At 75.5% G+C, this 24,307-nt stretch carries 25 protein-coding genes; 15 read left to right on the top strand and 10 right to left on the bottom strand.

The window, feature by feature from the left end; translation table 11 throughout:
- Positions 1–168 precede the first annotated feature (168 nt).
- The 4 genes from ACWD4P_RS00525 (at position 169) to ACWD4P_RS00540 (ending at position 3,784) form a co-directional block, all read left to right on the top strand.
- Positions 169–1,521 (top strand): MFS transporter, encoded by a 1,353-nt coding sequence (locus tag ACWD4P_RS00525; protein ID WP_449778154.1) that lies wholly within the window; start codon positions 169–171, stop codon positions 1,519–1,521.
- A gap of 73 nt (positions 1,522–1,594) precedes the next feature.
- Positions 1,595–2,128: a hypothetical protein gene (locus tag ACWD4P_RS00530; protein WP_359823012.1), complete on the top strand. Its 534-nt coding sequence runs from the start codon at positions 1,595–1,597 to the stop codon at positions 2,126–2,128.
- Positions 2,129–2,139: 11 nt separating this feature from the next.
- The gene (locus tag ACWD4P_RS00535; protein ID WP_449778107.1) at positions 2,140–2,940 is read left to right on the top strand and encodes a futalosine hydrolase; all 801 of its coding nucleotides are present in this window, start codon (positions 2,140–2,142) and stop codon (positions 2,938–2,940) included.
- Entirely contained in the window at positions 2,933–3,784 is an 852-nt protein-coding gene (locus ACWD4P_RS00540; RefSeq protein WP_359828979.1) for a 1,4-dihydroxy-6-naphthoate synthase, read from the top strand. Before ACWD4P_RS00535 ends, ACWD4P_RS00540 begins: the two co-directional genes overlap by 8 nt.
- Positions 3,785–3,812: 28 nt before the next feature.
- Here the strand turns inward: ACWD4P_RS00540 and ACWD4P_RS00545 are convergent, their stop codons facing one another.
- Positions 3,813–4,196 (bottom strand): cold-shock protein, encoded by a 384-nt coding sequence (locus tag ACWD4P_RS00545; protein ID WP_188300873.1) that lies wholly within the window; start codon positions 4,194–4,196, stop codon positions 3,813–3,815.
- 469 nt (positions 4,197–4,665) lie between these two features.
- On the opposite strand from ACWD4P_RS00545, the gene ACWD4P_RS00550 reads away from it, so the two are divergent.
- On the top strand, positions 4,666–4,905 hold the full coding sequence (locus tag ACWD4P_RS00550) for a hypothetical protein (RefSeq protein ID WP_359828980.1): 240 nt from the start codon (positions 4,666–4,668) through the stop codon (positions 4,903–4,905).
- A gap of 81 nt (positions 4,906–4,986) precedes the next feature.
- Here ACWD4P_RS00550 and ACWD4P_RS00555 read toward each other — a convergent pair whose 3' ends face one another.
- Entirely contained in the window at positions 4,987–5,619 is a 633-nt protein-coding gene (locus ACWD4P_RS00555; protein WP_359828981.1) for an HAD family hydrolase, read from the bottom strand.
- A gap of 99 nt (positions 5,620–5,718) precedes the next feature.
- On the opposite strand from ACWD4P_RS00555, the gene ACWD4P_RS00560 reads away from it, so the two are divergent.
- From ACWD4P_RS00560 to ACWD4P_RS00575, 4 genes are all read left to right on the top strand, one after another.
- Entirely contained in the window at positions 5,719–6,762 is a 1,044-nt protein-coding gene (locus tag ACWD4P_RS00560) for a FecCD family ABC transporter permease (protein WP_449778108.1), read from the top strand.
- Complete coding sequence (locus ACWD4P_RS00565) at positions 6,759–7,841, top strand: FecCD family ABC transporter permease (RefSeq protein WP_449778109.1); 1,083 nt, start codon at positions 6,759–6,761, stop codon at positions 7,839–7,841. Before ACWD4P_RS00560 ends, ACWD4P_RS00565 begins: the two co-directional genes overlap by 4 nt.
- The gene (locus ACWD4P_RS00570) at positions 7,841–8,659 is read left to right on the top strand and encodes an ABC transporter ATP-binding protein (RefSeq protein ID WP_449778110.1); all 819 of its coding nucleotides are present in this window, start codon (positions 7,841–7,843) and stop codon (positions 8,657–8,659) included. The genes ACWD4P_RS00565 and ACWD4P_RS00570 overlap by 1 nt, the downstream gene beginning before the upstream one ends.
- 80 nt (positions 8,660–8,739) lie before the next feature.
- A complete protein-coding gene (locus tag ACWD4P_RS00575; protein ID WP_449778111.1) occupies positions 8,740–9,744 on the top strand; it encodes an ABC transporter substrate-binding protein in 1,005 nt (334 codons plus the stop codon).
- A 54-nt stretch (positions 9,745–9,798) separates the two neighbouring features.
- Here the strand turns inward: ACWD4P_RS00575 and ACWD4P_RS00580 are convergent, their stop codons facing one another.
- Positions 9,799–10,656, bottom strand: a complete 858-nt coding sequence (locus tag ACWD4P_RS00580) for an AraC family transcriptional regulator (protein ID WP_449778112.1) — start codon at positions 10,654–10,656, stop codon at positions 9,799–9,801.
- A gap of 65 nt (positions 10,657–10,721) precedes the next feature.
- On the opposite strand from ACWD4P_RS00580, the gene ACWD4P_RS00585 reads away from it, so the two are divergent.
- Positions 10,722–11,309, top strand: a complete 588-nt coding sequence (locus tag ACWD4P_RS00585) for a TIGR03086 family metal-binding protein (RefSeq protein ID WP_449778113.1) — start codon at positions 10,722–10,724, stop codon at positions 11,307–11,309.
- Between the two features lie 22 nt (positions 11,310–11,331).
- On the opposite strand, the gene ACWD4P_RS00590 is transcribed toward ACWD4P_RS00585, so the two are convergent.
- Both ACWD4P_RS00590 and ACWD4P_RS00595 read right to left on the bottom strand, forming a co-directional pair.
- Positions 11,332–12,207 (bottom strand): LysR family transcriptional regulator, encoded by an 876-nt coding sequence (locus ACWD4P_RS00590; protein WP_449778114.1) that lies wholly within the window; start codon positions 12,205–12,207, stop codon positions 11,332–11,334.
- Positions 12,208–12,318: 111 nt separating this feature from the next.
- Entirely contained in the window at positions 12,319–13,377 is a 1,059-nt protein-coding gene (locus tag ACWD4P_RS00595) for a PRC and DUF2382 domain-containing protein (RefSeq protein WP_449778115.1), read from the bottom strand.
- Positions 13,378–13,576: 199 nt separating this feature from the next.
- Between ACWD4P_RS00595 and ACWD4P_RS00600 the strand changes: the two genes are divergently transcribed.
- The 3 genes from ACWD4P_RS00600 (at position 13,577) to ACWD4P_RS00610 (ending at position 15,819) form a co-directional block, all read left to right on the top strand.
- Complete coding sequence (locus ACWD4P_RS00600; RefSeq protein ID WP_359828990.1) at positions 13,577–13,936, top strand: nuclear transport factor 2 family protein; 360 nt, start codon at positions 13,577–13,579, stop codon at positions 13,934–13,936.
- 113 nt (positions 13,937–14,049) lie between these two features.
- Positions 14,050–14,592 carry a hypothetical protein gene (locus ACWD4P_RS00605; RefSeq protein ID WP_359828991.1) on the top strand — a complete coding sequence of 181 codons (543 nt, stop codon included), beginning with the start codon at positions 14,050–14,052 and terminating at the stop codon, positions 14,590–14,592.
- A gap of 24 nt (positions 14,593–14,616) precedes the next feature.
- On the top strand, positions 14,617–15,819 hold the full coding sequence (locus ACWD4P_RS00610; RefSeq protein WP_449778116.1) for a sensor histidine kinase: 1,203 nt from the start codon (positions 14,617–14,619) through the stop codon (positions 15,817–15,819).
- 63 nt (positions 15,820–15,882) lie between these two features.
- Here ACWD4P_RS00610 and ACWD4P_RS00615 read toward each other — a convergent pair whose 3' ends face one another.
- The 4 genes from ACWD4P_RS00615 to ACWD4P_RS00630 form a co-directional block, all read right to left on the bottom strand.
- Positions 15,883–16,686, bottom strand: coding sequence for a hypothetical protein (locus tag ACWD4P_RS00615; RefSeq protein ID WP_359829358.1), 804 nt, complete (start codon positions 16,684–16,686; stop codon positions 15,883–15,885).
- 172 nt (positions 16,687–16,858) lie between these two features.
- Positions 16,859–17,899, bottom strand: coding sequence for a fatty acid desaturase family protein (locus ACWD4P_RS00620; protein WP_359829366.1), 1,041 nt, complete (start codon positions 17,897–17,899; stop codon positions 16,859–16,861).
- Between the two features lie 442 nt (positions 17,900–18,341).
- The gene (locus ACWD4P_RS00625; protein ID WP_359829359.1) at positions 18,342–18,953 is read right to left on the bottom strand and encodes a TetR/AcrR family transcriptional regulator; all 612 of its coding nucleotides are present in this window, start codon (positions 18,951–18,953) and stop codon (positions 18,342–18,344) included.
- A gap of 121 nt (positions 18,954–19,074) precedes the next feature.
- Entirely contained in the window at positions 19,075–19,851 is a 777-nt protein-coding gene (locus ACWD4P_RS00630) for an SDR family NAD(P)-dependent oxidoreductase (protein ID WP_449778117.1), read from the bottom strand.
- Between the two features lie 125 nt (positions 19,852–19,976).
- Here ACWD4P_RS00630 and ACWD4P_RS00635 point away from each other — a divergent pair, with 125 nt between their 5' ends.
- Positions 19,977–20,615 (top strand): NAD(P)-dependent oxidoreductase, encoded by a 639-nt coding sequence (locus ACWD4P_RS00635; protein WP_449778118.1) that lies wholly within the window; start codon positions 19,977–19,979, stop codon positions 20,613–20,615.
- Between the two features lie 65 nt (positions 20,616–20,680).
- On the opposite strand, the gene ACWD4P_RS00640 is transcribed toward ACWD4P_RS00635, so the two are convergent.
- Entirely contained in the window at positions 20,681–21,628 is a 948-nt protein-coding gene (locus ACWD4P_RS00640; RefSeq protein WP_449778119.1) for a hypothetical protein, read from the bottom strand.
- A gap of 171 nt (positions 21,629–21,799) precedes the next feature.
- Here ACWD4P_RS00640 and ACWD4P_RS00645 point away from each other — a divergent pair, with 171 nt between their 5' ends.
- Positions 21,800–24,301, top strand: coding sequence for a helicase-associated domain-containing protein (locus ACWD4P_RS00645; protein WP_449778120.1), 2,502 nt, complete (start codon positions 21,800–21,802; stop codon positions 24,299–24,301).
- Positions 24,302–24,307: the final 6 nt, after the last annotated feature.

Consider the following 24,307-nt stretch of genomic DNA (forward strand, 5'->3'; position numbering starts at 1 on the left):
GTCCCCGGCGCGGACGACCCGCAGCCGGCGGACGGCCCCGAGACGCCCGCCGCCCCCGTGCACCCCCTCACGCCCCGGGCCGCCGACACCGCCGGGCCGGCCCTGCCGGAGCCGGCCGCCGCGGGCGAGGAGGACGAGGACGAGGCTCCCGAACCCCGCCGGCACTTCCTGGTCCGCACCGCCTCCGCCGCCGGCTCCCGCACCGGCAAGGTGGTCCACGGCACCGGCCGCCGGATCCGCCGGGCCACCGCCGCCGAGGGCGCCGGCGAGTCCGGCCTCGCGAAGCTGATCGAGCTGCACGCGCTGAACTCCTTCGGCGACATGCTGATCACCATCGCGCTGGCGTCCACCATCTTCTTCTCCGTGCCCACCGGCGAGGCCCGCGGCCGGGTCGCGCTCTACCTGCTGATCACGATGGCCCCCTTCGCCCTCCTGGCCCCCGTGGTCGGCCCGCTGCTGGACCGCCTGCCGCACGGCCGCCGGGCGGCCATGGCGATGGCCATGCTGGCCCGGGCGGTGCTGGCCTGGACGATGGCCGGGGTGATCGCCGGCGGCGGCATCGCGCTCTACCCGGAGGCGCTCGGCGTGCTGGTGGCGTCCAAGGCGTACGGCGTGGTGCGCAGCGTGGTGGTGCCCCGGCTGCTGCCGAGCCGGCTGTCCCTGGTGAAGGCGAACTCCCGGGTCACCCTGGCCGGGCTGCTGGCCACCGGCGTGGCGGCCGCGGTGGGCGGGCTGCTGCACCTGATCGGGCCCGGCTGGCCGCTGCGCGGCGCCTTCCTGGTGTTCGTGATCGGCACCCTGATGGCCTTCCACCTGCCGCCCGCGGTGGACTCGGCCAAGGGCGAGCAGCGCGCCGTCCTGCACGCCGAGGTGCACGGCGAGGGCTCGCACCTGATCCACCACCGGCCGCCGCCGGTCAAGGCCTCGCTGCGCACGGTCGGACCCTCGGTGATCCTGGCGCTGCGGGCGATGTCGGCGATGAAGTGGCTGGTCGGCTTCCTGGTGATGTTCCTGGCCTTCCTGCTGCGGGAGGAGCCGATCGGCGGGCTCCAGCCGACGGTGGCGCTGGGCCTGGTGGCGCTGGCGGCCGGGACGGGCAACGCGCTGGGTTCGGTGCTCGGCTCCTGGCTGCGCACCCGGGGCCCGGAGGCGACGGTCACCGCGATGCTGCTGCTGGCGACCTGCGTGACGGCGGCGGCCGCGCTCTGGTACGGCGTGGTGACGGTGGTTCTGGTCGCCGGGGCGGCCGGGATGGCGGCCTCGCTGGGCAAGCTGTCGCTGGACGCGCTGATCCAGCGGGACGTCCCGGAGACGGTGCGGACCTCGGCGTTCGCCCGTTCGGAGACCCTGATGCAGCTGTCCTGGGTGGCGGGCGGCGCGGTCGGCATCCTGCTGCCGCTGAACGGCAAGCTGGGCCTGTCGATCGCCGCCGGGGTGGTCGCCCTGGTGCTGCTGTGGACGCTCCGCTCGCTGTTCCGGGTGGGCCTGCGGCGGCATCCGGCGGCGCCCCGGGTGGCCTGACCGGGGCCCGTCGGCAACACGCGGTGCGGACCCCCGCGTCGCGTGATCGGCCAGGCCCGGTAGATTCTGACGCATGAGCCTCAATTCCCGTGCCATCGCCGCCCTCGGCGCCGTCGTCGTGGTCGGCGCCGCCACGGTGGGCACCTCCGTCGCCATCGCCGCCGGCCAGACCGAGCACATCTCCCACCAGGCCACGCTGACGGTCGGCAACTCCTCGGTCGTCGCGCAGCCGCTGTGCTGGAACAACGGCAGCCCGCTCACCGAGGACCAGCAGCAGCAGTGCCAGCTGGACGCGACCAAGGCGCTGAAGGACGGCACGCTGCCCTCCTCGGACGTCGTGGGCAGCGACCGGGTCGGCGTCGGCGTCTCGCCGAACGTGGCCGACACGGGCTGGTGGGCCTTCACCAACGGCGGCTCGGCCAACCAGGGCGGGCGCTACAGCCTGTTCTCGGCCTCCAAGGGCCAGACCTGGTCCGGCGCCCAGGCCGCCGGCAAGCTGCTGAACTCCAGCGGCAAGACCGTGGTCACCGTGGTCGAGGGCGACCCGGAGCAGGAGTCCCCGATCGCCGTCTGGTACTTCCAGCTGAACAGCAAGGACAACAGCTGACGGTCCGGCGGATGACAGCGCGCGCCGTCCCCGACGGCCGGAACGAGCAGTCGGGCCCCGCACGGGCCCGGCTGCTCGTCGTCGTCGCGGTGGCCGCCGAGGCCGAGGCGGTGCTGCGCGGCCTGCCCGGCGGGTCCGCCGCGCTGCCGCTGCCCGGCGGCACGCTGCACCGCGCCGAGCGGGTGCCGGTGGACGTGCTGGCCGCCGGGGTCGGCCCGGCCGCCGCCGCGGCCGCCGCCTCCGCCGCGCTGGCGGCCCACCCGTACGCGCTGGCCGTCTCGGCCGGGATCGCCGGCGGTTTCGCCCCGCTCGCCCCGGTCGGCGGCACCGTGCTGGCCGACGCGATCGTGGCCGCGGACCTCGGCGCCGAGACCCCCGAGGGCTTCGCCGACGTCGCCGAGCTGGGCTTCGGCACCGTCCGGCACACCCCGCCGCCCGCCGCCGTGGCACTGGCCGCGCGGGCGCTGGCCGGCCCCGGCCTGACCGTCGGCCCGGTGCTGACCGTCTCCACCGTCACCGGCAGCGCCGAGCGGGCCGCCGAGCTGGCCGCCCGCCACCCCGGCGCCGCGGCCGAGGCGATGGAGGGCTTCGGCGTGGCCGAGGCCGCCGCCCGGTACGGCGTGCCGGCCCTCGAACTGCGCACCGTGTCCAACCCGGTGGGCCCGCGCGACCGGGCCGCCTGGCGGATCGGCGAGGCACTGGCCGCCCTGGAACGGGCCTTCGCCGCGCTGCCCGTCCACGAACTGGCCGCACGGCGGGCACCGGAACCGGCCGCGCGGCACGAACCGACTGAGGAGGCCGGCCGTGGCTGAACGGCTGAGCATCGCGTACTCGCCCTGCCCGAACGACACCTTCGTCTTCCACGCCTGGGCGCACGGCCTGGTGCCCGGGGCCGACGCGCCCGAGGTGACCTTCGCCGACATCGACATCACCAACGGGCAGGCCGAACGCGGCGAGCTGGACGTGCTGAAGATCAGCTACGGCGCGCTGCCCTGGGTCCTGGAGGAGTACGCCCTGCTGCCCTGCGGCGGCGCGCTGGGCCGCGGTTGCGGCCCGCTGGTGCTCACCCGGCCCGGCGTGGACTCCCCCGCCGACCTCGCCGGGAAGACCGTCGCGGTGCCCTCCGAGCGCTCCACCGCCTACCTGCTGTTCCGGCTCTGGGCGGCGACGGCGGTGCCGGGCGGCTTCGGCGAGATCGTCGTCCTGCCGTTCCACGAGATCATGCCCGCCGTCCGGGACGGCCGGGTGGACGCCGGCCTGGTGATCCACGAGGCCCGCTTCACGTACCAGCAGTACGGCCTGCACAGCCTGGCCGACATGGGCGAGGCCTGGGAGCGGGAGACCGGCCTGCCGATCCCGCTGGGCGCGATCGTCGCCCGGCGCTCGCTCGGCGCGGAGCGGCTGCGGGAGATCGCCGACGCGATCCGCGCCTCCGTCCGGCAGGCCTGGGCGGACCCGGCGGCGAGCCGCGCGTACGTGCTGGCGCACGCCCAGGAGATGGACCTGGACGTCGCCGAGCAGCACATCGGGCTGTACGTCACCGAGTTCTCCGAGGACCTCGGCGAGGAGGGCTACGCGGCCGTCCGCGCGCTGCTCACCCGGGCCGCCGCGGAGGGGCTGGTGCCCCCGCTCGACCCGGGTGCGCTCGCGTTCTAGGCGCTGCCTCCCGTCCGCCCGAGGGCGGTCAGACGTCGAACTGGTCGGCCACCGCGCGCAGCAGGCCGGCCAGCTTCTGGCCGGTCGGCTTGGCGGGGTAGCGCCCGCGCTGGAGGCCGGGCAGCACCGCGTCCAGCGTGGTGATGAGGTCCTGGACGATCGGCGCCATGTCGTCGGCGCTCCGGCGCTGGGCGGCGGCCACCGAGGGCAGCGCGTCCAGCAGCTGCACGGCCATCGCCTGGTCCCCGCGGTGGCCGGCGACCACGCCGAACTCGACCCGCTGACCCGGCTTCAGCGACGTGACACCGTCGGGCAGCGCCTTGGTGTGGACGAAGACGTCGCCGCCGTCGTCGCGCGACAGGAAGCCGAAGCCCTTCGTCTCGTTGAACCACTTGACCTGGCCGGTGGGCATCTCGAACAGTCCTCGAATGGGTGTGAGGGATCCCGGCCCTGGCCGGGGATCACTGGGTGGTGGGAAAAGCGGCCGACCTCGACTCCGAGCCCGTGGGCGCTCATGGTCGGCACGCGGTCAGGAGCAGACTAACCGTCCGTCACTGCCTCATCCGCGTTCCGCGAGGGATCCGCGTTCCGAGGCCCGGTCGGGGCGGCGGGAACGGGATCTCGCGGTCACGGGCAACCCGGAAACGGCACGGCCGGGGCGCGGCTCCGCGCATTCCATCGGCTCACACCCCCGGGTCTGAGGACGCGGGGCACACCTGCAGCGCCCCTCGGCATCCCGTGCATACCCCCGCTCAGCAGGGATCAAAACGTTCAGCTGCCGGAAAACTGCGCAACGTGACCGGCCCGCTCCGGTGGGCCCGCCCGGCGGCCGCTCTGCCAGACTGGTGGCAGTCCCGACCGGCCCGTAGGAGTGAGCAGACGTGAGCAGCCAGAGCGCCGACCCCGGCGACGTGTACGTCAGGGCCGGGGCGATCGTCTTCGGCCTCGGTGCGCTCGCCACCCTGGTCACCTTCGTCCCGCTGTTCCTGCACCTGACGCCGCTGCCGACGGCCGCGTACTGGCTGAGCATGCTGATGCCGGCCGGCTTCCTGGCCGCGCTGACCGGGTTGCTGAGGAACGCCCGGGCCCAGCGCCGCCGGACCGGGCCCGTCGGCTCCTGATCCGCCGGCGCGGCGCCGGCCCGTGCGGTCCGGCCTCGCCCAGCCGCGCTCGCCCAGCCGCGCTCGCCCAGCCGCGCTCGCCTAGCCGCGCTCGGCGAGGTGCCCGGCGAGCCAGTCGGGGAAGGCGGTGAGGTCGGCCAGCACCACGTCCGCGCCCGCCTCGCGCAGTTCCTGCGCGCTGTACGGGCCGGTGGGCACGCAGACCGCGAGGGCGTCGGCGTGCCGGGCGCCCCGGATGTCACCGAGGTGGTCGCCGACGTAGACGCTCGCACCGTGCTCGCGCAGCGCCACGCCCTTGGTCTCCGCCCACAGGTCGCCGATCACGGTGTCCGCGACCAGCCCGGCGTGCTCCAGGTGGAGCCGGGCGTTCGGCTCGTACTTGCCGGTGATCACCGCGACCCGGCCGCCGTGGGCGCGGACCGCCTCGACGGCGGCGTACGCGCCGGGCAGGGCCACGGTCGGGGCGAAGGCGTGGTCGCGGTAGAGCTCGCGGTAGCGGTCGACCGCCCGTTGCGCCTCGGCCTCGGGGAACCAGTTGCGGATCTCGTCCAGCAGCGGCGGACCGAGCCGGGTGACCACCAGGTCGGCGTCGATGAACGTGCCGGTCTCGGCGGACAGCGCCCGGTAGGTGGCGCGGATACCCGGCCGGGTGTCCAGCAGCGTCATGTCGAGGTCGAAGCCGACCGTGAGCGGAGCGGGTGGGGTCGCGGACATGCCGTCAGGCTACCCAACCGGTACCGCGGGCCACGAGGCAATTTGCCCGGGCTTCACGGCTGAACTTAGGTTTACCTGAGTTGTCTGCGGAGAGGGCCCATGACCGACACCAGCGCACCGCCCGGGGCGCCCCGCGCGCCGTACCGCGCGCCCCGGCGCCGAATACTGTGGCTCGCCGCCGCGCTGGCCGTGCTGGCCGCCGCGGTGCTGCTGAGCCTGGCGGTCGGCAGCCGGACCATCCCGTTCGGCGACACGCTCGACGCCCTGCTGCACGGCGGCGACACCGCGGACGCCGTCGTGGTCCGCGAGCTGCGGGTGCCGCGCACGGTCGTCGGACTGGCCGTCGGCGCGGCGCTCGGCCTGGCCGGGGCCGTCATGCAGGGCCTGACCCGCAACCCGATCGCCGACCCCGGCATCCTCGGCGTCTCCCAGGGCGCGGCGGCCGGCGTGGTGGTCGCCATCTCCGGCTTCGGCGTCTCCACCCTCACCGGGTACGTCTGGTTCGGCTTCGCCGGCGCGGTGATCGCCACCGTGCTGGTGTACGGGCTCGCCGGGCGCGGCCGGGGCGGGGCCACGCCGATCAAGCTGGCGCTGGCCGGCTCGGCGATGTCCGCCTTCATCGCCTCGCTCAACACCCTGGTGCTGACCACCGACGCGGCCACCATGGACCAGTTCCGCTTCTGGCACGTCGGCTCGCTCTCCGGGCGGACCGCGGACGTGGCCTGGCAGCTGCTGCCGTTCCTGGCCGTCGGCACCGTGCTGGTGGTCGCGGTGGCGCGCGGCCTGGACGCGCTGGCGCTCGGCGACGACACCGCGAAGGGGCTGGGTGCGAAGACCGGCCTGGTCCGGGCGGTCGGCGCGCTCGGCGCGACGGTGCTGACCGGCTCGGCGGTCGCCGCGGCCGGCCCGATCGCCTTCGTCGGCCTCGCCGTCCCGCACGCGGCCCGCGCGGTGGCCGGCGCCGACCACCGCTGGATCCTCGCGTTCTCCGCCGTCCTCGGGCCGGCGCTGCTGCTGCTCGCCGACACCCTCGGCCGGGTCCTGTTCCCGCCGTCCGAGGTGCCGGCGGGCGTGATGACGGCGCTGGTCGGCGTCCCGGTGCTGGTGGCCCTGGTGCGCCGCCGGAAGGTGGTGGCGGCATGAGCTCCGTCCCCGGCATGGGCTCCGCCCCCGCCGCGCGGTCCGTGACCCTGCGCGGCTACTCCGTCGTCCGGGCCGGGCGGGCGTCGTTCCTGGTGCACCGGCGTTCGGTGGCCGTCACCGTCGGGCTGCTGGTGGCGCTGGCGGCGACCGTGGTGGCCTCGCTCTGCCTGGGCGAGTCCACCGTGGCGCCGGGCGAGGTGGTCAAGGTGGTGCTCGGGCAGCCGAGTCCGCACGAGCTGGTGGTCGGCGAGTTCCGGCTGCCCCGGGTGGTGGTCGGACTGCTGGTCGGCCTGGCGCTCGGGCTGGCCGGGGCGCTGGTCCAGACCGTCGCCCGCAATCCGCTGGCCAGCCCCGACGTGGTGGGCGTGACCTGGGGCGCCACCGCGACCGTGGTCGGCCTGACGGCGTACGGAGTGGTCGGCTCGACCGGCCAGGCCCCGTACGCGGCGGTGGCCGGCGGCCTGGTCGCCGGGCTGCTGGTGTACGCGTTGGCCTGGCGGCGCGGCCTGCACGCGCAGCGCTTCGTGCTGATCGGCATCGGCATCAGCGTCGCGCTGTCCTCGCTCACCTCCGTCTTCCTCACCAAGGGCGACGGCTTCCAGGCCCAGGCCGCCAAGGTCTGGATGACCGGCAGCCTGAACGGCGCCGGCTACGACCACGCCGGTTGGCTCGCCTGGGTGCTGCTCGCCGCCCTGCCGGTCGCCCTGTGGGCCGCCCGGGCCCAGCGGTCGATCTCCTTCGACGACGCCACCGCCGTCGGCCTCGGCCTGCGCCTGGACCGGATCCGCCTCGGCATGGCGCTGCTGGGCATCGTGCTGGCCTCGTGCGCGGCCGGGGCCGCCGGGCCGGTGGACTTCGTCGCGCTGATGGCCCCGCAGATCGCCCTGCGGCTGGCCCGCTCGGCGCAGGTCCCGCTGTTCTGCTCGGCTCTGACCGGCGCGCTGGTGGTGGTCCTCGCCGACCTGATCGCCCGGCGCCTGCTGGCTCCGACCGAGCTGCCGGTCGGCGTGGTGACCGGCATGGTCGGCGCGCCGTACCTGATGTGGCTGCTGATCCGATCCCGTCGTGGAGGTTCCTGATGTCCGAACACCGCCTGGAGGCCCGGGGCCTCACCCTGGCCTACGAGGCGCGCACGGTCGTCGAGGACCTGGACGTGGCCGTCCCGGACGGGCGGGTGACGGTGATCGTCGGCCCGAACGCGTGCGGCAAGTCGACCCTGCTGCGGGCCCTCGGCCGGCTGCTGAAGCCGGTCCGGGGCGCGGTGCTGCTGGACGGCGAGGAGCTGGCGCGGGTCCCGACCAAGCGGATCGCCCAGCGGCTCGGCCTGCTCCCGCAGTCGCCGACCGCCCCCGAGGGCATCTCGGTGGCGGACCTGGTCGCGCGCGGCCGCCAGCCGCACCAGAGCTGGTGGCAGCAGTGGTCGCCGCAGGACGAGGAGGCGGTCGCGGAGGCGCTGGAGCGCACCTCCACCACCGAGCTGGCCGAGCGGAGCATGGACGAGCTGTCCGGCGGCCAGCGCCAGCGCGCCTGGATCGCGATGGCGCTCGCCCAGGGCACCGACATCCTGCTGCTGGACGAGCCGACCACCTACCTGGACATCGCGCACCAGGTCGAGGTGCTGGACCTGGTCCGCCGGCTGAACGTCGAGCGCGGCCGGACGGTCGTCGCGGTGCTGCACGACCTCAACCAGGCCGCCCGGTACGCGGACCACCTGGTGGCGATGCGGGACGGCCGGGTGGTGGCGCAGGGCGCGCCCGGGGACGTGGTGACGGCCGAGCTGGTGCGGGAGGTGTTCGGACTGGACTCGGTGGTGGTGCCGGACCCGGTGACCGGCACACCGCTGGTCGTGCCGGGCGCCCCGTGGGCGGCACTCGCACCGGACGGCACCAGCGCTTAACGGCACTTTAGGTCCCATTTCGGACATAATCGACGGCGCCCCGACCTCGCCCGCTCCGCCCCGCCGCCAGAGGACCGCCGATGCCCCGGATCTCCCGCCGCACCCTCCTCACCGGCCTCGGCGCGGGCGCGCTCGCGGCGGCCGCCGGCTGCACCGCCCGGCAGCCGGCCCCGGCGGCCACGGGCGGCCCCACCACCGGCACCCAGCCGGCCTCGGCCCCGACCCCCACCCCGCCCCCGGTACCGCCGGTGACGGTGAACGCCGCCACCGGCCCGGTGGTGGTACCGGGCGCGCCGATGCGGGTGGTCGTGCTGGACACCGACGTGCTCGACTCCTCGCTGACCGTCGGCATCACCCCGGTCGGCGCCGCGCTCCCGAGCCACGACACCAGCTACCCCGCGTACTGGCCCGCCTCCCGGACGGCCGGGATCCGACTGGTCGGCCCGGCCGGCGCCCCCGACCTGCCGACCGTCCGGGCCCTGCGGCCGGACCTCATCCTCTCCAACCAGACCCGCGACGGAGACCGCTACGAGCAGCTGCGGGACATCGCCCCGACCGTGCTCACCCAGACCGCCGGGGCGGCGTGGAAGGCCGACTTCCAGCTGCACGCCCAGGCTCTGGGCCGGGAGGCCGCCGGGGCCGCCTTCGCCGGGGCGTACCAGAAGCACGCCGGGCAGGTGGCGCAGGCACTGGCGACGGCGAAGCTGTCCGGACGCCGGGTGAGCCTGGTGCGGTTCGTGGAGGGCGGCGGCATCCGGCTGTTCGGCCGGCAGAGCTTCCCCGGGACGGTGCTCACCGACGCCCAGGTCGGCCGGCCGGACGCGCAGAACGTCGACCAGTCGGACTTCGAGATCCCGCCGGACCAGCTCGCCAGGGCCGACGGCGATCTGCTGCTGTACGCGACGTACGGCGATCCGGAGGCCTCGGGCGCCAACGCCGTGCTGGCGAGCCCCGGCTGGCAGGCGCTGGGGGCGGTCAAGGGACACCGGGCCTTCCCGGTGGACGACCAGCTGTGGTTCCAGGGGATCGGGTACACCGGGGCCAACTACGTGCTGGACGAGCTGCAGCGCTTCCTGGGGGCGTAGCCCCGGCCCGGACCGGGCGTTCGGCCGGGGTTCTCGGGCGTGCCCCGGCGGGTCTCAGCGCGCCGCCCCCGCGTAGCGGGCCGGGGAGACTCCGACGGCGGCGGTGAAGTCCCTGGTCAGGTGCGCCTGGTCGGCGTACCCCAGCTCGGCGGCGAGCGCCGCCAGGTCCAGACCCCCCACCGCGGCCGCGCGTTCGGCGGCCTCGTGGAGGCGGGCGCGGCGCAGCACCCACTTCGGGGAGGCGCCGACGTACTCGGCGAACAGGCGCTGGAGGCGGCGGACGGTCACGCCCAGCTCGGCGGCCAGCTCGTCCACCCGGAACAGGTCCGGGGCGCCGGTGATCCGGTCCACCATCGCGGCGACCTCGGCGGCGACCGGATCGGGCGCGGGCAGCAGCGGGCGGAGGAAGGCGTCGGCGAGGGCGGCGGGGCTGCCGGACGCCCCGAGGACCCGCGCGTTGAGCCGGTCGACCCCGGGCCCGAAGTACTCGGCGGCGGGCACGGAGCGGTCGGCCAGCGCGCTCACCGGATGCCCGGCGAGGCCGCGGAAGGCGCCGGCGCGGAACCGCGCGCCCAGCACGTGCCCGGCGCCCTCCAGGCGGCGGACGAAGAGCGAGCGGTCCACCCCGTACACGCGCGCCCGCGGCGCCTCGAGGACCAGGTGGACGTTGGGGTGGGCGAGCACCTTCTGCTCGTACGGCGGCAGGCCGCGCAGGTCCCACCGGACCAGCCAGTAGTACTCGACGGACCGCGCCACGGCCGGATCGGGGGCGAGCCGCTCCACGGTGATCAGCTCGGCCGCCCGGGCGGGGTGGAGCACACCGCGGCCGAGCCCGGGAGTGTCAGGGGAATCCGGGGAGTCCGGGGAGTCCGGGGAGTCCCCGCTGATGCCCGTCCCCTCGCCGCTGCCCATGGCGTCAGGCTAGTCGTCGCGTTTCTTCAAGACCGGGTGGTGCGGCCGCGCGCAGAATCGGCGCCATGAACGTCCACCCGATGCACCCCTTCCTGGCCCGTGCCGCCTCCCTCGCGGCCGGTGTCGCCGCCGCCGTCCCCGCCGACCGGCCGCTGGACGCGCCGACGCCCTGCACGGAGTTCGACACCCGTGCGCTGATCAACCACTGGGTGCTCTACACCTCGCACGGCCTGGAGCACCGGGCCCGGCGGGCCGAGCTGCCCGAGGAGCTGACCGCACGGGACTTCACCGCCGAGGCCGACTGGCGCTCCGCCTACGCGGACCGGCTGGAGCGCGCGGTCGCCGCCTGGGCGGACCAGGCCGCCTGGGCGGGGGACGTCGACCTCGGCGGCTCTCCGGTGCCGGCCGTCGGGATCGCCCGGATGCTGATCCTGGAGCTGCTGCTGCACGGCTGGGACGTGGCCCGGGCGACCGGCGGGCGGATCGAGGTCGACGAGGAACTCGCGCTGCTGGCCGGGGAGATCGTGGCGGAGAACGCCGAACTGTACCGCCGGTACGAGGGCTTCGCCGCGTCGGTGGCGCTGCCCGAGGACGCTTCCGCGTGGGACCGCGCGCTGGCCGCCTCGGGGCGCGATCCGCGCGGGAAGGCCTGAACCGCGGCTTCCGCCCGGGCGGTCACTCGAAGCGGAGCGACTCCCGCAGTCGGGCCCGCAACAGCCGTACGGCCGGGGAGGGTTGGTCGCGGCGGGCGACCAGCCCGAGCCTGGCGGTCGTGGTGGCGTCGGCCAGCGGGACGGCCCGCAACCCGGCCCCCGTGGCGGAGGAGGGGCTGAGGACGGCCACGCCCGCGCCGCGTTCGGCGAGTCGGAGCAGCGCGACCGGGGAGCTGGCCTCGATGTCCACCCGCGGGTCGAGGCCGAGCCGGCGGCAGGAGTCCTGGTAGGCGGCGCGGATGCCGGTGCCCGGGGAGAGGCAGAGGATCTTCTCGCCCCACAGGTCGGCGAGCCGCAGCCGCGCCCGGTCGAGCGGGTGGCCGGCGGGCACGACGGCCGCGATCGGCTCGTCGATGGCGACGGTGGCCTCCAGGCCCGGGGAGACCTCGCCCGCGTAGCCGATCAGGGCCAGGTCGAGCGAGCCGGCCAGGACCTGCGTCTGGAGGTCCTCGGAGTGCCCCTCGTGCAGGCTGAGTTCGATGCCGGGGTGGCTGCGGCCGAGGTCCGCGACGGCGTCCAGGAAGGGCGGGATCGAGCAGCCCGTGATCATGCCGAGCCGGACCCGGCCGCGGACGGCGTCGGCGAACTCGGCGGCGGTGTGCTGGATGGCGTCCAGGGTGGCCAGGGCGTTCTTGGCCAGCGGCAGCACCGCTTCGCCGACCGGGGTGAGCCGCACCTGCCGGCCGGACCGGTCGAGCAGTTGCTGCCCCAGTTCGCGCTCCAGCTTCGCCACTTGGGTGCTGATGCCGGACTGGCTCACGTGCAGCCGGGCGGCGGCGGCGGTGAAGGTGCCCTCGTCGACCACGGCGGCGAAGTAGCGCAGCTGGTGCATCTCCATGACCGCTGACGATATGCGACCGGGCGCTCCGCCCGCCCGGCCGATCGACGCGTCGGGCGGGACGGTGCGGTCGGGCCGCGGCCGCGCGGGGCGGTCACGGCCCGGAGGGCGTCACCGGCGGCGGTCCTTGCCCCGGATCTCCGCGCCCTGCGTCTGGGCGCCCTGCATCCGGGTGCCCTGCATCTGCCGACCGTGTGCCTGCCCCGTCCTCCCGTCGGGCAGTTCGGCCTCGATGCGCTCCTTGCGCACCTGGCCGGTGACGGTCTGCTCCTCGACGCGTTCCTCGGTCACCAGCCGCACGCGCTCGACCGGAACGGCCTCGGTGCGCACGACCGGCCGCTCCGCGTGCAGGGTGACCTCGTACTCGGCCTCCGAGATGAGCTCGCCGGACATCGCGGCACGCCGGTCGGCCTCGGCGATGGGCTCGTGCTCGACGTGGACCTCCTCGTGCCGCACCGGCACGGTCTGCCGTTCCTCCTCGGTGACGACGTACTTGTGCAGCTTCGCGTGACCGGCCTCGTAGCGCTCGACGCCGACGCGCATCCGCTCCTCGGAGCGGGTCATCACGCCATCCTTCTCCGGGTGGACACCGGCCCGCCCGACGGCGGAGGCGGCTCCCGGAACGGCGGCGGCCCGCGCGGTGGCACCGGTCGTACCCGCGGCACCCGTCACGCCGGCGGCACCGGCCGTGCCGGCCCTGCCGAGGTGCCCGGTCGAGCCGGTGCGGCCGGCCGCGGCGGCGGTCCCGGCAGCGGCGGTCCCGGCGGCGGCGGTCCCGGCGGCGGCGGTAGTGGCGGCAGCGGCGGTGCCACCGCCCGCGCCGGGCCGGTTGGCGGCCTTCCAGGCCTCGTCCAGGTCGATGCCGTAGTACTGGTAGAGCCGACGTTCCTCCTGTTCGGAGAGGTGCCCGCCACGATCCACGGCCACCAGCGGGGCGTCCTTGACCTTCTCCTTGGCGTACGGCACCTCCAGATGGTCGCCGACGACGCGGGCGTCGCGGATCGGCACGAACGACTCGCTCGCCCCGAACCATCCGGTCCTGATGCTGACCCACTCCGGCTTGCCGGTGACGTCGTCGAGGAACATGTGGTCGGCCTTGCCGATCCGGTTGCCCCGCGCGTCATGGACGGGGTGGTGCAGCATGGAACGGGCCTGCTGTTCGGTGATCACGATTCACGCCTCCTTCGATTCCGGCGTTGAGCGCCTTACCAGGTCGAACAGGCCGAAACCATCTCATCTGACATTCACTCAACGTGATGACCACGGCCGGTCGATCACGCAGAGCACCCCTATCCCATCACTGAAAAAGATTGAAGCCATCTGATTCATCTGTTGGACGGATGGATGGGGTCGCCCGGAGGATGGAGGCATGACGACGAAGACCGCGCGTGAGACCGCCGAGACCTACTTCACCGCCTGGGAGGCGGGCGAGTTCGAGACCATCCGGGGCCTGCTGGCCGACGACGTCGACTTCGTCGGCGCCCTCGGGACGGCCTCCGGAGTGGAGGAGGCGCTGGCCGGACTGAAGGGACTCGGGCAGGTGCTGGAGAAGATCGACGTGAAGGTCCGGGTGGCCGAGGGCGACGAGGTGATCACCTGGTTCGAGCTGTGCACGAGCATCGCCCCGCCGGCGCCGACGGCGAACTGGATGCGCGTCGAGGACGGCAGGATCACCCGGATCCGGGTGACCTTCGACCCGCGCGGCCTGCTGGCCGGATTCGGCCGGTGAGCCGGCCCTCGGCCTCCGTGTCGAACTGACGTTCCCCGGGCGCCGCGCAGGGAAGTGGGCTTCTACTGGAGTGAAGGACCCCACCACCCCCCTCCCACCCCGGGAGCCCCGCCATGGACGAACGAACGACCCCGCACCCCACCGTCGGCGCCACCGTGCACCAGGTCCATCCGGACGGGACGGCCGGTCCGGCCCTGGCCGACGGCCTCCTCCTGAGCCCTCGGACGGTCCTGGTGCCCGACCCTCCCCCGGCGGTCGGCGACCCGTGGCAGAGCCTCGCCGTCCGCATCACCGAGGACCCCGGCCCCGACGGCGGCGCGGAGGCCCTGCGGGTGGCCGGCATCAGCCTGGCCGCCTTCACCGACGACGGCTTCCGCGCCGCCGCGTCCTTCCTGACCCTTCGCGCGCCCTCGCAACTCCCGACGGGCGAGGTGGAGTTCACCCGGGACCAGCTCGTCGCAGCCATCCGGGACCACCACGGCGACCTGTGGGCCGCGTACGCCGCACTCGGCTACCCGGTCCGTTCACCGGCGGAGCACGCCACCGCGGTCGAACCGTGGTGGTCCGACGTCCGGACCGGCGGACTTCCGGACCTGGTGGACAGGACGTGCTGCGACAAGACGAACACCCTCTGCTGCCGAGAACTCCAGCTGTGACGGACCAGCTGTGACGGACCAGCTGTGACGGACACCGCCCTCCGGCGGAGGCCACCGCCCACCAGGACCCAGGACGCCCTGCTGGCGCTGGCCATCACCATCCCCGACGTCTTCTTCTACGCGACCCCTCTCGACCCGGGGGTGACCGGGCGCGACCAGCTGCTCGTGGCCGTCTTCGCCGTGCCGGAGGCCCTCGCGCTGACGTTCCGGCGGAGGTGGCCCATGACGGTGTTCGTCGTCGTCTGGGCCGCCGCCGTCGGCGCGACCCTGCTCTCCCTGACCACCTCCTTCAGCTTCGCCCCCTACTTCGGCCTCCTGCTCGCGCTGTACACCGTGGCCCGGCAGAACAACCGGCCCGCCGCCCTCACCGCGCTCGCGCTCACCTGCCTCCCGAACGCCCTCGGCATCTGGTACCCGGTCGCCACGGGAGCGGTGGGGCCCGCCCACGAGACCGCGGTGATCCTCAGCGAGATCGCCTTCTCCGTGCCGATCACCGCCCTGGCCTGGGGCGCCGGCCGCTGGATCCGGTCCACCGCCCTCACCGCCGAGCGCGACCAGCGCGAACTCGCGCTGGCCCGGCAGGCCGTCCTCGGCGAACGCGTCCGGATCGCCCGCGAGTTGCACGACATCGTGGCCAACGCGGTGGCCGTCATCGTGCTGCGGGCCGACACGGCCCGCAGCACGGCGCCCGCCGACCCCGACCGGCTGACCGAGACCCTCGGCGACATCGAGGCCGTGGGCCGCAACGCGATGGCCGAACTGCGCCGCATGCTGAGGCTGTTGCGCTCCGCCGACGTGCCCGTGACGGAAGGGGCCACCCGCCGGGGGCTCGCCGACCTGGGCCCGCTGCTGGACGACGCCCGGCGCGCCGGGGTCCTGATCGACCTGGAGGTGCACGGCACCCCGGTCCACCTCGACGACAGCGTCGACCTGACGGCCTACCGACTGATCCAGGAGGCCGTCACCAACGTCATCAAGCACTCCGGCGACGGCAGCCGCGCCTCGGTGCGGATCGACTGGTCCGAGGTGCTGACCCTCGACGTGATCGACGACGGCGCGGGCCGCCGGCCCGAGGCCCGCCGCGAGCTGTCCACCGGCCACGGCCTGCTCGGACTCGCCGAGCGCATCGCGCTGTTCGGCGGCGAGCTGACCGCCTCGCCCTACCGCTCGGGCTTCCGGGTCACCGCCACCCTGCCGCTCCGCCCGCCCGCCGACGCGGCGGACTGACCGGCCCCGGCCCCGGACCCGGCATCGGCATCGGCATCGGCATCGCACGGACGGGACGGCCCGTCAGGACGTCTCCGGCTGCTCCGCGTACCGGGTCGTGAAGCCCAGCACCACCACGTAGCGGCCCTCGGCCTGCTTGGTGACCTCGCTCGGCCGCACCGGCCGCCAGGCCAGGTAGTCGGACCGCTGCCCCTCGTCGTTCCGGTAGCGCCGGTCGCCGTACTTCTCGTACCAGTAGTCCTCGCCGGTGGCCAGGAGTTCGGGTCCCGGCGGCCTGGCGACGCTCACGGCCAGTTCCGTCCGCACCGCCTCCTTCGTCGCCGACTCGAACTCGACGGACGGGTCGACCGGCCGGGCCGCCGCCTCCGCCACCTCCTCCGGGGTCGGGTCGGCGGGCGGCTGGTGGGCGTAGTCGTCGGCCGCGACCAGGCCCTCCCAGCGCGAGGAGCTGCTCCGCCAGCCCTCGGCGGCCAGGTACCGGTCCAGGTCGGACAGCCGGGCCCGGACGTCGCTCCCGTCGAAGGCCAGGTACACGTTCACGGAGCGCTCGCAGGCCGTCGGCAGCCACTTGCCCCGGTTCCACAGGTCACCGCGGTAGTCGGTCCGGCACACGTCGACCGCCGACTGCCCCAGCGCCTCGGCCCAGGGCAGCAGCTCGGGCAGCCGGTCGATCCGGGCGGCCATCCGCTCCTCGGCCGCCTGCCGGGCCTCCCCGGTCTCCGGTGACCGCGCCACCCCCGGGACGTCCGGCGCGGCCGGGATCGCCGAGTCGCGGTAGAGCCGCCACCCCGCCCAGCCGCCGAACACGACCGCCGCGCCCAAGGCGGCGATCAGCACCCACCGCAACCAGAACCGAACCACACCCACCCCCGGTCTCCGTCGCCCACCCCGTTCCGGCATCGTACGGGCGCGAACGCGGAACCGGGCGGAGGGTGCGCCGGGCGGGGGCGGTCCGGCGGTCGGCCGCTCAGGTGCTCAGGTGCTCAGGTGCTCAGGTGCTCAGCTGCTCAGCCGGTCAGCCGGTCAGCCGGTCAGCCGGTCAGCCGCCGGAGCGGATCGGTTCGCCGGTGCGGTGCAGGTGGGCGAAGATCTCCCGGTAGGAGCGGACCAGGCCCGTCTCGTAGTACGGGACGCCCTTCTCGGCGCAGAACTCCCGGGTGATCCGGGCGGCCCGCCCGAGCGCCGGGGTCGGCATGCTGGGGAACAGGTGGTGCTCCACCTGGTAGTTGAGGCCGCCCATCACCGCGTCGACGACCGCCCCGCCGCGGACGTTGCGCGAGGTGAGCACCTGGCGGCGCAGGAAGTCGAGCTTCATCTCCGGCGTCACCATCAGCATGCCCTTGTGGTTCGGGGCGAAGACGCTGCCCAGGTAGACGCCGAGCAGCGCCTGGTGCACGGCGAGGAAGGCGACCGCCTTGCCGACCGGGAGCGCGGCGAACACCAGGCCGAAGTAGGCGGCGAAGTGGACCACCAGCAGCACGCCCTCCAGCACCGGGCGCTTCACCGCGGGGCCGCGCAGCGCACGGAAGCTGTTGAAGCTGAGGTTGAGGCCCTCCAGCAGGAGCAGCGGGACGAACAGGTACGCCTGCCGGCGGCCGATGAACCGGGCGATGCCGCTCGCCCCCCGGGCCTGCCGCTTGGACCACACCAGGAGGTCGGGGGCGACGTCCGGGTCCCGCTCCTCGTGGTTCGGATTGGCGTGGTGGCGGGTGTGCTTGTTCATCCACCAGCCGTAGCTCATGCCCATGAGCAGGTTGGCGGCTATCCGGCCGCCGATCTCGCTCGGCATCCGGCGGTCGAAGACCTGACGGTGCGCCAGGTCGTGGGAGAGCAACCCGATCTGGGCGAAGACGACGGACATCGCCGCCGCCAGGGCGAGTTGCCACCAGGTGTCGCCCAGTGCGAACAGGGCGTACCAGCCTCCGAGGAAGGCGGCGAGCACCAGGCCTACGCGGACGGCGTAGTAGCCGGGGCGTCGGTCGAGCAGGCCTTCGGCGGCGATCCTGCGGGTCAACTGGGCGAAGTCGCTGCCGCCGCTCCCCGACCGGGGGGAGGGGGCTTCGGGCGCTTCGGTCGTCATCACGGGCTGCGCGGGCATGCCGCGATTCTGCCGGTGTCGGGCCCGTCCGCATAACGGGGAAAGCACCCGCCCCGTACGGGTGTTAACCCCCTTGCCGCACGGGGGCCGACCCGCTGGGAGGTCCGACGGCGGGCCGCGCAGCCCGTCTCCGGACGTCCTAACGGCTCGTCCAGGTGGTACGCGAGGACCGCGAACACCTGCTCACCGGTGCGCCGGCCGCCCGGCACGCCGGAGCCGAGCCCGTCGACCATCGCCGGCAACCCGGCCGCGACCGCCCCGGCCTCCCGCTCCGCCCCGATCCCCCGGCCCGCCGCGCCGGCACCTCCGGGTCGCCGAGCACCAGCGCGTCGTACGCCGCGTACGTCCTGGTGATCCGGCGGCTCTCGGCGTCCGTCGGCAGAGGCAGGACGCAGGAGGCAGGAGGCAGGACGCAGGGCCGCCGTCACGCCGGTCGGGACGGCCCGCCGAGGGCGGCGCGGACCAGCCGGGTGAGGGCCGGGGTCGCGGCGGCCAGACCGCCACCGCCGTCCGACGGCCCGGTCTCGGTCGCCAGCGCGTCGTAGGTCTCGAAGGCGGTGAGGACGAAGAGCAGGCCCGCCGCGTCCGGCGGGGCGGCGGGCAGGCGGCCGGTCAGGACGGCGGCCCCCTCCCGGCGGCGGGCGTCGCGGTCGGCGATGACCCGGCCCACCTCCTCGTCGAGCGCGGCGAGGGCGCGCAGGCGGCGGGTGCAGACCCGGTCGACCGCCCAGAAGCCGCCCATCACCTCCACGAAGCGGTCCACGGCCGCCCAGGGGTCGGCCAGGGTGAAGGCCTCGACGAGCCGGCCCATGCCGCCCTGTTCGGCGAGGGCGTCGCAGACCGCCTCCAGCAGGCCCGCCTTGGAGCCGAACTGGTAGTAGACGGTCGCCCGGGCGACGTCCGCGCGGCGGGCGACCGCGTCCAGCGAGACCCCGCCGGTCTCGGCCAGGTGCGCGCGGGCGGCCGCGACGATCCGGGCCCGGGTCTCGTCGACCTCCGCCTGCCGCTGTCCCATCCGGTAGGACCGGGGGCTCATCCCGCTCGCCTCCACTCGTTCCGCGTGAACTGGCAGTATCGCCGATCGGTTCACCCGTGGCGGGGAAGGCCGGGCGCCCGCCGGGGAAGGCCCGGCACCCCGGGGGAGCCGGCCCGGGCACTCAGAGCATGATCCGCCCGCCGCTGACGTCGAGGGTCTGCCCGGTGATCCAGGAGGACGCGTCGGAGGCCAGGAAGAGCACGGCCGAGGCGATGTCCGCCGGCTCGCCGAGGCGGCCCAGCGGGTGCGCGGCGGCGACCGCGGCCTGCACCTCGGGCGGCATCTGCGCGGCGGTCCGTTCGGTGCGGACGGCGCCCGGCGCGACGGCGTTGACCCGGACGCCCTCGCCGGCGACCTCCAGGGCGAGGTGCCGGGTGAACATCAGCACCCCCGCCTTGGCCGTGGCGTACGCGGCGGAGGCGCCGCCGGGCAGCCGACCGGCCGTGGAGGCCATGGTGACGATCGAACCGCGGCCACGGACCAGCATTCCGGGCAGGAAGGCCTGGACGGTGAGGAAGGTGGCGGTGAGGTTGCCGTCCAGCACGGCCCGCCAGTGCTCCTCGGTCTCGCGGACGGTCGGCACCGGGCGGCCGTCGCCGCCGGCGAAGGCGGCCAGGACGTCGACGGGGCCGAGGTCCCGCTCGATCCGGGCGGCGGCGGAGCCGAGCGCCGCCGCGTCCGTGCAGTCGGCGACCAGTCCGAGCGCCCGGGCCGCCCCCTCCGTCCGCAGGTCCCGCGTCACGTCCGCCAGCGCCTGCTCGTCGCGTCCGAGGACGGCGACGGCCGCGCCCTGCCGGGCGAAGGCGCGGGCGGTCTCCGCGCCGATGCCTCGGCTGCCGCCGGTGACCACGGCCACCCGACCGTCCGGTTCGGGGTGGTGATCTTGCCGAACTCCCATGTCCCATCGCTCCTTTGGGCTTGCACTCGCGGTGCGCTGTGGTTCACTTGATTCATTCATACAGCCTGTCCGAATGAATTCCAAGGCACCACCCGAGACCCGAACCATCTCCCCAGGAGGAACCGATGAGGATCGCCGTCGTGGGCGCCACCGGACGCACCGGCCGTCTGGTGGTCGACCTCGCGCTGGCCGCGGGACACACCGTCACCGCCGTCGCCCGCGACCCCGCCCGGCTGCCGGAGTACGCGCACGGCACCCCGCTCACCGCCCGGGCCGACGTCGGCCGGCCGGGCTCCCTGCACGGACCGCTGAGCGGGCAGGACGCCGTCGTCGCCACCCTCGGCACCACCGGCCGCCGGGCCGCCACCACCGTCTTCTCCGACGGCGCCCGGGAGTTGACCGCCGCGCTGCGCGACAGCGGCGCCCCGCACCTGGTGACGATGAGCTCGGCGGGGCTGGACACCAGCCGGCTCCCGTTCGTCCAACGGACGGTGTCCAGGCTGGTGGTCGACCGGCTGTACCGGGAGGTCCACCACGACCTGGCCCGGATGGAGGCGGTGCTCGCCGGCTCCGACACCGCCTGGACGGTCGTCCGGGTGCCGATGCTCAAGGACGGACCGCCGTCCGCGGGCCCCCAGGTCTCGTACGACCGGCCGCTGGCCCGCGCCGGCACCGTCACCCGCGCCACCGTCGCCCACTGGATCGTCGGCCACCTCGGCGACCCGACGACCTACCGCCGGCTCGTCCACCTCGCCGACGACTGACGCCCCGCCCGCACCCCCTCAGGCGGCCGGCGGCTCCCGCGAGGACGCCCGGACCGGCCCCGCGCTCAGCCCTGCTGCGGCGGGCGGCGGCGCATGGCGAGCAGCAGCAGGACCACCGCCGACAGCACGGCGGCCACCCGCAGCACGTTCGGGGCCGACGACCAGCTGATCTGGCCCAGCGGCGAGCCCGACTGGAGGCCGCCGCCCTGGCCCCCGGCCTGCTTGGCCTTCTGCATGGCGAACAGGGTGGTCGCGCTCATCGTGATCAGCGGAATGCCGAGGATCGCGAACTTGCGCATCAGGTCGGAGATCTGGCGGGACAGGTAGCCCAGGCCCCAGCCGGCCAGCATCACCGGGAGGAAACCGGAGACCGCCCCGCCGACCAGCAGGGCGCAGGAGAGCAGGATCAGCGGGGAGGGCTTCTGGCCGCCCGCGTCCTTCTGCGCCGCCTCGCCCTTGCCGCCCTTGGCGGCCTTGGTGGCCTTGCCGCCCTTCGCCCCGCCCCCGGCCTTCCCGGCCTGGGCCCCGGGCTGGGCGGGGGCGGCGGCGGGAGCCGCTCCGAACAGGCGTCTGCGCGGCTTCCTCGGGGCCGCGGCGGGCGCGGCCGGCTCCGTCGCGGGCTCGGCGGCCTCGCCGTCCTCGGCGGTGCGCTGTTCGGGGATCGGCTTCGGCGCGGGCTGCGGCCCGTCCGAGAAGTCGAAGAGCGTCATCGTCCACGGGCCGGTGCTCGACACCATCGGCGACGGGATCACGTCCGACCGCTCCTCGGCGGCGGTCTCCGGGAGGTACAGCGGCACGGACGGGATGCCGGCCGCGCTCGGCGCCGGCGGGTCGTAGACACTGTCGGGGTCGAAGTCCGGGGCGGGGGCGGACGGGACCTCCGGGGCGCCGCCGGACGCGCCCTCACCCGAGCCCGAACCGGAGCCCGAACCGGCGTCCGGACCCGCGTCCGGGCCGCCCGGCGAGCGCTCGCTCCACGGCCCGCTCTTGCGCCACCACTCGCCGTCCGTCATCACCGACCACCCCGCCTCGCCCGAACCCTGCCGCCCGCCGAACCGCCCTCGGCGTGACGCTACCCACCCCGCCCCCGCCCGCGCGAGTCCGACCGCGGGTCCGGCGATGCGCCGGAGCCGCCGCGGGACGAGGACACCCCCTCGTCCCCGCGCCCGACTAACCTAGGTCGAATGACCACACAGCAGGGCCCTCAACGCCGGGGCAGGTCCGCCACCGGCCCGCGCACCCTCGCCGAGGAACTGCGCGCCCGTCCCGACGACGCGCTCGCCGCCCTGCTCCGCTCCCGCCCCGACCTGCTGAACCCCGTCCCCGGCGACCTCACCCAGCTGTCCGCCCGGCTCTCCTCGCGCGCCTCCGCACTGCGTGCCCTGGAGCGGCTCGACCGCTTCACCCTCCAGGTCGCCGAGGCGCTGGCCACCGCACCGGACGGCACCTCGCTGAGCACCGTGCGCACCCTGCTGACCGGCCCGGCGAAGGTCAAGCCGCACCCCGACGCGACCCCGCTCACCCCGGCCGACCGCTCCGCCGTCGCCACCGCCCTGCCGCGCGCGATCGCCACCCTGCGCGACCGGGCCCTGCTCTGGGGGCCGGACAACGGGCTGCGGCTGGTCCTCGCCGTCCGCGAGGCGCTCGCCCCGACCGCCACCAACCCGGGCCGCACCGGCCTCGGCCCGACCCTCGCCGACGCCACCGTCGGCATGTCCCCGGCCCGGCTGCAGCAGCTGCTCGCCTCGGCCGGGCAGCCCGGCACCCCGGACCCGGTCAGCGCCGTCGCCGCGCTCACCGCGCTGCTCACCGACCGCGCCCGCTGCGCCGCACTGCTCGACACCGCGCCCGAGGCGGCGCTGCGGCTGCTGGAGCGGCTGGTCTGGGGCCCGCCCACCGGCACCGTCCCGGACGCCACCCGCCCGGTCACCGCCGAGGACGCGCAGAGCCCCGTCGAATGGCTGCTCGCCCGCGGCCTGCTGCTGCCCTCCAGCCCCGGCAGCGTCGTGCTGCCCCGCGAGCTCGCGCTGCACCTGCGCGGCGGCCGCACCCACCGCACCGTCGAACCGGTCCAGCCCGAGCCCGCGCCCGCCGCCGCCCCGCGCGACCCCCGGGCCGTGGACGGCGCCGCGGCCGCCCAGGCGCACACCGCGGTCAAGACCGTCGAGGAGCTGCTGGACGGCTGGGGCCTCACCCCGCCGCTGACCCTGCGCGCCGGCGGCCTCGGGGTCCGCGACCTCAAGCGCACCGCCCAGGCCCTGGAGAACACCGAGCAGCAGACCGCCTTCTGGCTCGAACTCGCCTACACCGCGGGGCTGCTGGCCCCCGACGGCGAGGTGGACGAACGCTGGGCCCCCACCCCCGGGTACGACACCTGGCTGCACCTGGACACCGCCGAGCGCTGGTCCGTCCTGGCCGGCGCCTGGCTCGCCGCCACCCGCGTCCCCGCCCTCGCCGGCACCCCGGACGGCCGGGGCAAGCCGCGCGCCGCCCTCGGCCCCGAACTCGACCGCACCCTCGCCCCGTCCGTCCGCCGCGCCGCCCTCGCGCTGCTCGCCGAACTCCCGCCCGGCACCCCGGCCACCGCCGGGGAACTGCTGCCCACCCTGCGCTGGCAGCGCCCGCTGCGCGGCGGCCCCACCGGCCCGGACGGCCGAGAGCTGCGCGACGAGCTCACCGCCTGGACCCTCGACGAGGCCGAACTCCTCGGCATCACCGGCCGCGGCGCCCTGGCCGCCCCCGGCCGCGCCCTGCTCACCGCCGAAGCCGACCCGGCCGAGGTGCTCGCCCCGCTGCTCCCGCAGCCGCTGGACCACGTGATCCTCCAGCCGGACCTCACCGCGATCGCCCCCGGCCCGCTGCTCACCCCGCTCGCCCAGGCCCTCGCCCTGTGCGCCGACATCGAGTCCAAGGGCGGCGCCACCGTCTACCGCTTCACCCCGGCCTCGGTCCGCCGCGCCCTCGACGCCGGCCGCACCGCCGCCGACCTGCGGGCCTTCCTTGCGCAGCACAGCCGTACGCCCGTCCCGCAGCCGCTCGCCTACCTGATCGACGACGTCGCCCGCCGGCACGGCATCCTGCGGGTCGGCGGCGCCTCCTCCTACCTGCGCTGCGACGACCCGTCCCTGCTCGGCGAGGTGCTCGCCGACCGCCGCTCCGCCGACCTGCGGCTGCGGCTGCTCGCCCCCACCGTCCTCGCCTCCCAAGCCGCCCCGGACGTCCTGCTCGCCGCCCTGCGCACCATGGGCTACGCCCCGGCCGCCGAGTCCGCCGACGGCGACGTGCTGATCACCCGGCCGGACAGCCACCGCACCCCGCCGCGGACGGCCCCCGTGCCCGTCCCCGACGGCCCGCCCGCTCCCGACGACGTCCTGCTCGCGGCCGCCATCAAGGCCATCCGGGCCGGCGACCGCGCCGCCACCGCCACCCGCCGCGAGCCCACCGCCGACCCGCGCCAACTCCCCCGCACCGCCGCCGCCGAGACCCTGGCCGCCCTCCAGACGGCCGTCCTCCTGGGCGAGCGGATGTGGATCGGCTACCTCAACGCCGAGGGCATCGCCAGCCAGCGCATCATCGACCCGGTCAAGGTCGAAGGCGGCTTCGTCACCGCCTTCGACCACCACGCCGACGAACTCCGCACCTTCGCCCTCCACCGCATCACCGGGGTCGCGGAACTCGACGAGTGACCCCGG

It is taken from the genome of Kitasatospora sp. NPDC002543, from assembly GCF_053594915.1.

Coding starts and splice junctions, on each gene's coding strand:
- ACWD4P_RS00640 (WP_449778119.1), bottom strand. CDS start 21,628: ATGACGGACGGCGAGTGGTGGCGCAAGAGCGGGCCGTGGAGCGAGCGC.
- ACWD4P_RS00590 (WP_449778114.1), bottom strand. CDS start 12,207: ATGGAGATGCACCAGCTGCGCTACTTCGCCGCCGTGGTCGACGAGGGC.
- ACWD4P_RS00555 (WP_359828981.1), bottom strand. CDS start 5,619: ATGTCCGCGACCCCACCCGCTCCGCTCACGGTCGGCTTCGACCTCGAC.
- ACWD4P_RS00545 (WP_188300873.1), bottom strand. CDS start 4,196: ATGCCCACCGGCCAGGTCAAGTGGTTCAACGAGACGAAGGGCTTCGGC.
- ACWD4P_RS00625 (WP_359829359.1), bottom strand. CDS start 18,953: ATGAGCCCCCGGTCCTACCGGATGGGACAGCGGCAGGCGGAGGTCGAC.
- ACWD4P_RS00600 (WP_359828990.1), top strand. CDS start 13,577: ATGACGACGAAGACCGCGCGTGAGACCGCCGAGACCTACTTCACCGCC.
- ACWD4P_RS00535 (WP_449778107.1), top strand. CDS start 2,140: ATGACAGCGCGCGCCGTCCCCGACGGCCGGAACGAGCAGTCGGGCCCC.
- ACWD4P_RS00605 (WP_359828991.1), top strand. CDS start 14,050: ATGGACGAACGAACGACCCCGCACCCCACCGTCGGCGCCACCGTGCAC.
- ACWD4P_RS00560 (WP_449778108.1), top strand. CDS start 5,719: ATGACCGACACCAGCGCACCGCCCGGGGCGCCCCGCGCGCCGTACCGC.
- ACWD4P_RS00530 (WP_359823012.1), top strand. CDS start 1,595: ATGAGCCTCAATTCCCGTGCCATCGCCGCCCTCGGCGCCGTCGTCGTG.
- ACWD4P_RS00645 (WP_449778120.1), top strand. CDS start 21,800: ATGACCACACAGCAGGGCCCTCAACGCCGGGGCAGGTCCGCCACCGGC.
- ACWD4P_RS00580 (WP_449778112.1), bottom strand. CDS start 10,656: ATGGGCAGCGGCGAGGGGACGGGCATCAGCGGGGACTCCCCGGACTCC.
- ACWD4P_RS00620 (WP_359829366.1), bottom strand. CDS start 17,899: ATGACGACCGAAGCGCCCGAAGCCCCCTCCCCCCGGTCGGGGAGCGGC.
- ACWD4P_RS00565 (WP_449778109.1), top strand. CDS start 6,759: ATGAGCTCCGTCCCCGGCATGGGCTCCGCCCCCGCCGCGCGGTCCGTG.
- ACWD4P_RS00630 (WP_449778117.1), bottom strand. CDS start 19,851: ATGGGAGTTCGGCAAGATCACCACCCCGAACCGGACGGTCGGGTGGCC.
- ACWD4P_RS00570 (WP_449778110.1), top strand. CDS start 7,841: ATGTCCGAACACCGCCTGGAGGCCCGGGGCCTCACCCTGGCCTACGAG.
- ACWD4P_RS00585 (WP_449778113.1), top strand. CDS start 10,722: ATGAACGTCCACCCGATGCACCCCTTCCTGGCCCGTGCCGCCTCCCTC.
- ACWD4P_RS00635 (WP_449778118.1), top strand. CDS start 19,977: ATGAGGATCGCCGTCGTGGGCGCCACCGGACGCACCGGCCGTCTGGTG.
- ACWD4P_RS00575 (WP_449778111.1), top strand. CDS start 8,740: ATGCCCCGGATCTCCCGCCGCACCCTCCTCACCGGCCTCGGCGCGGGC.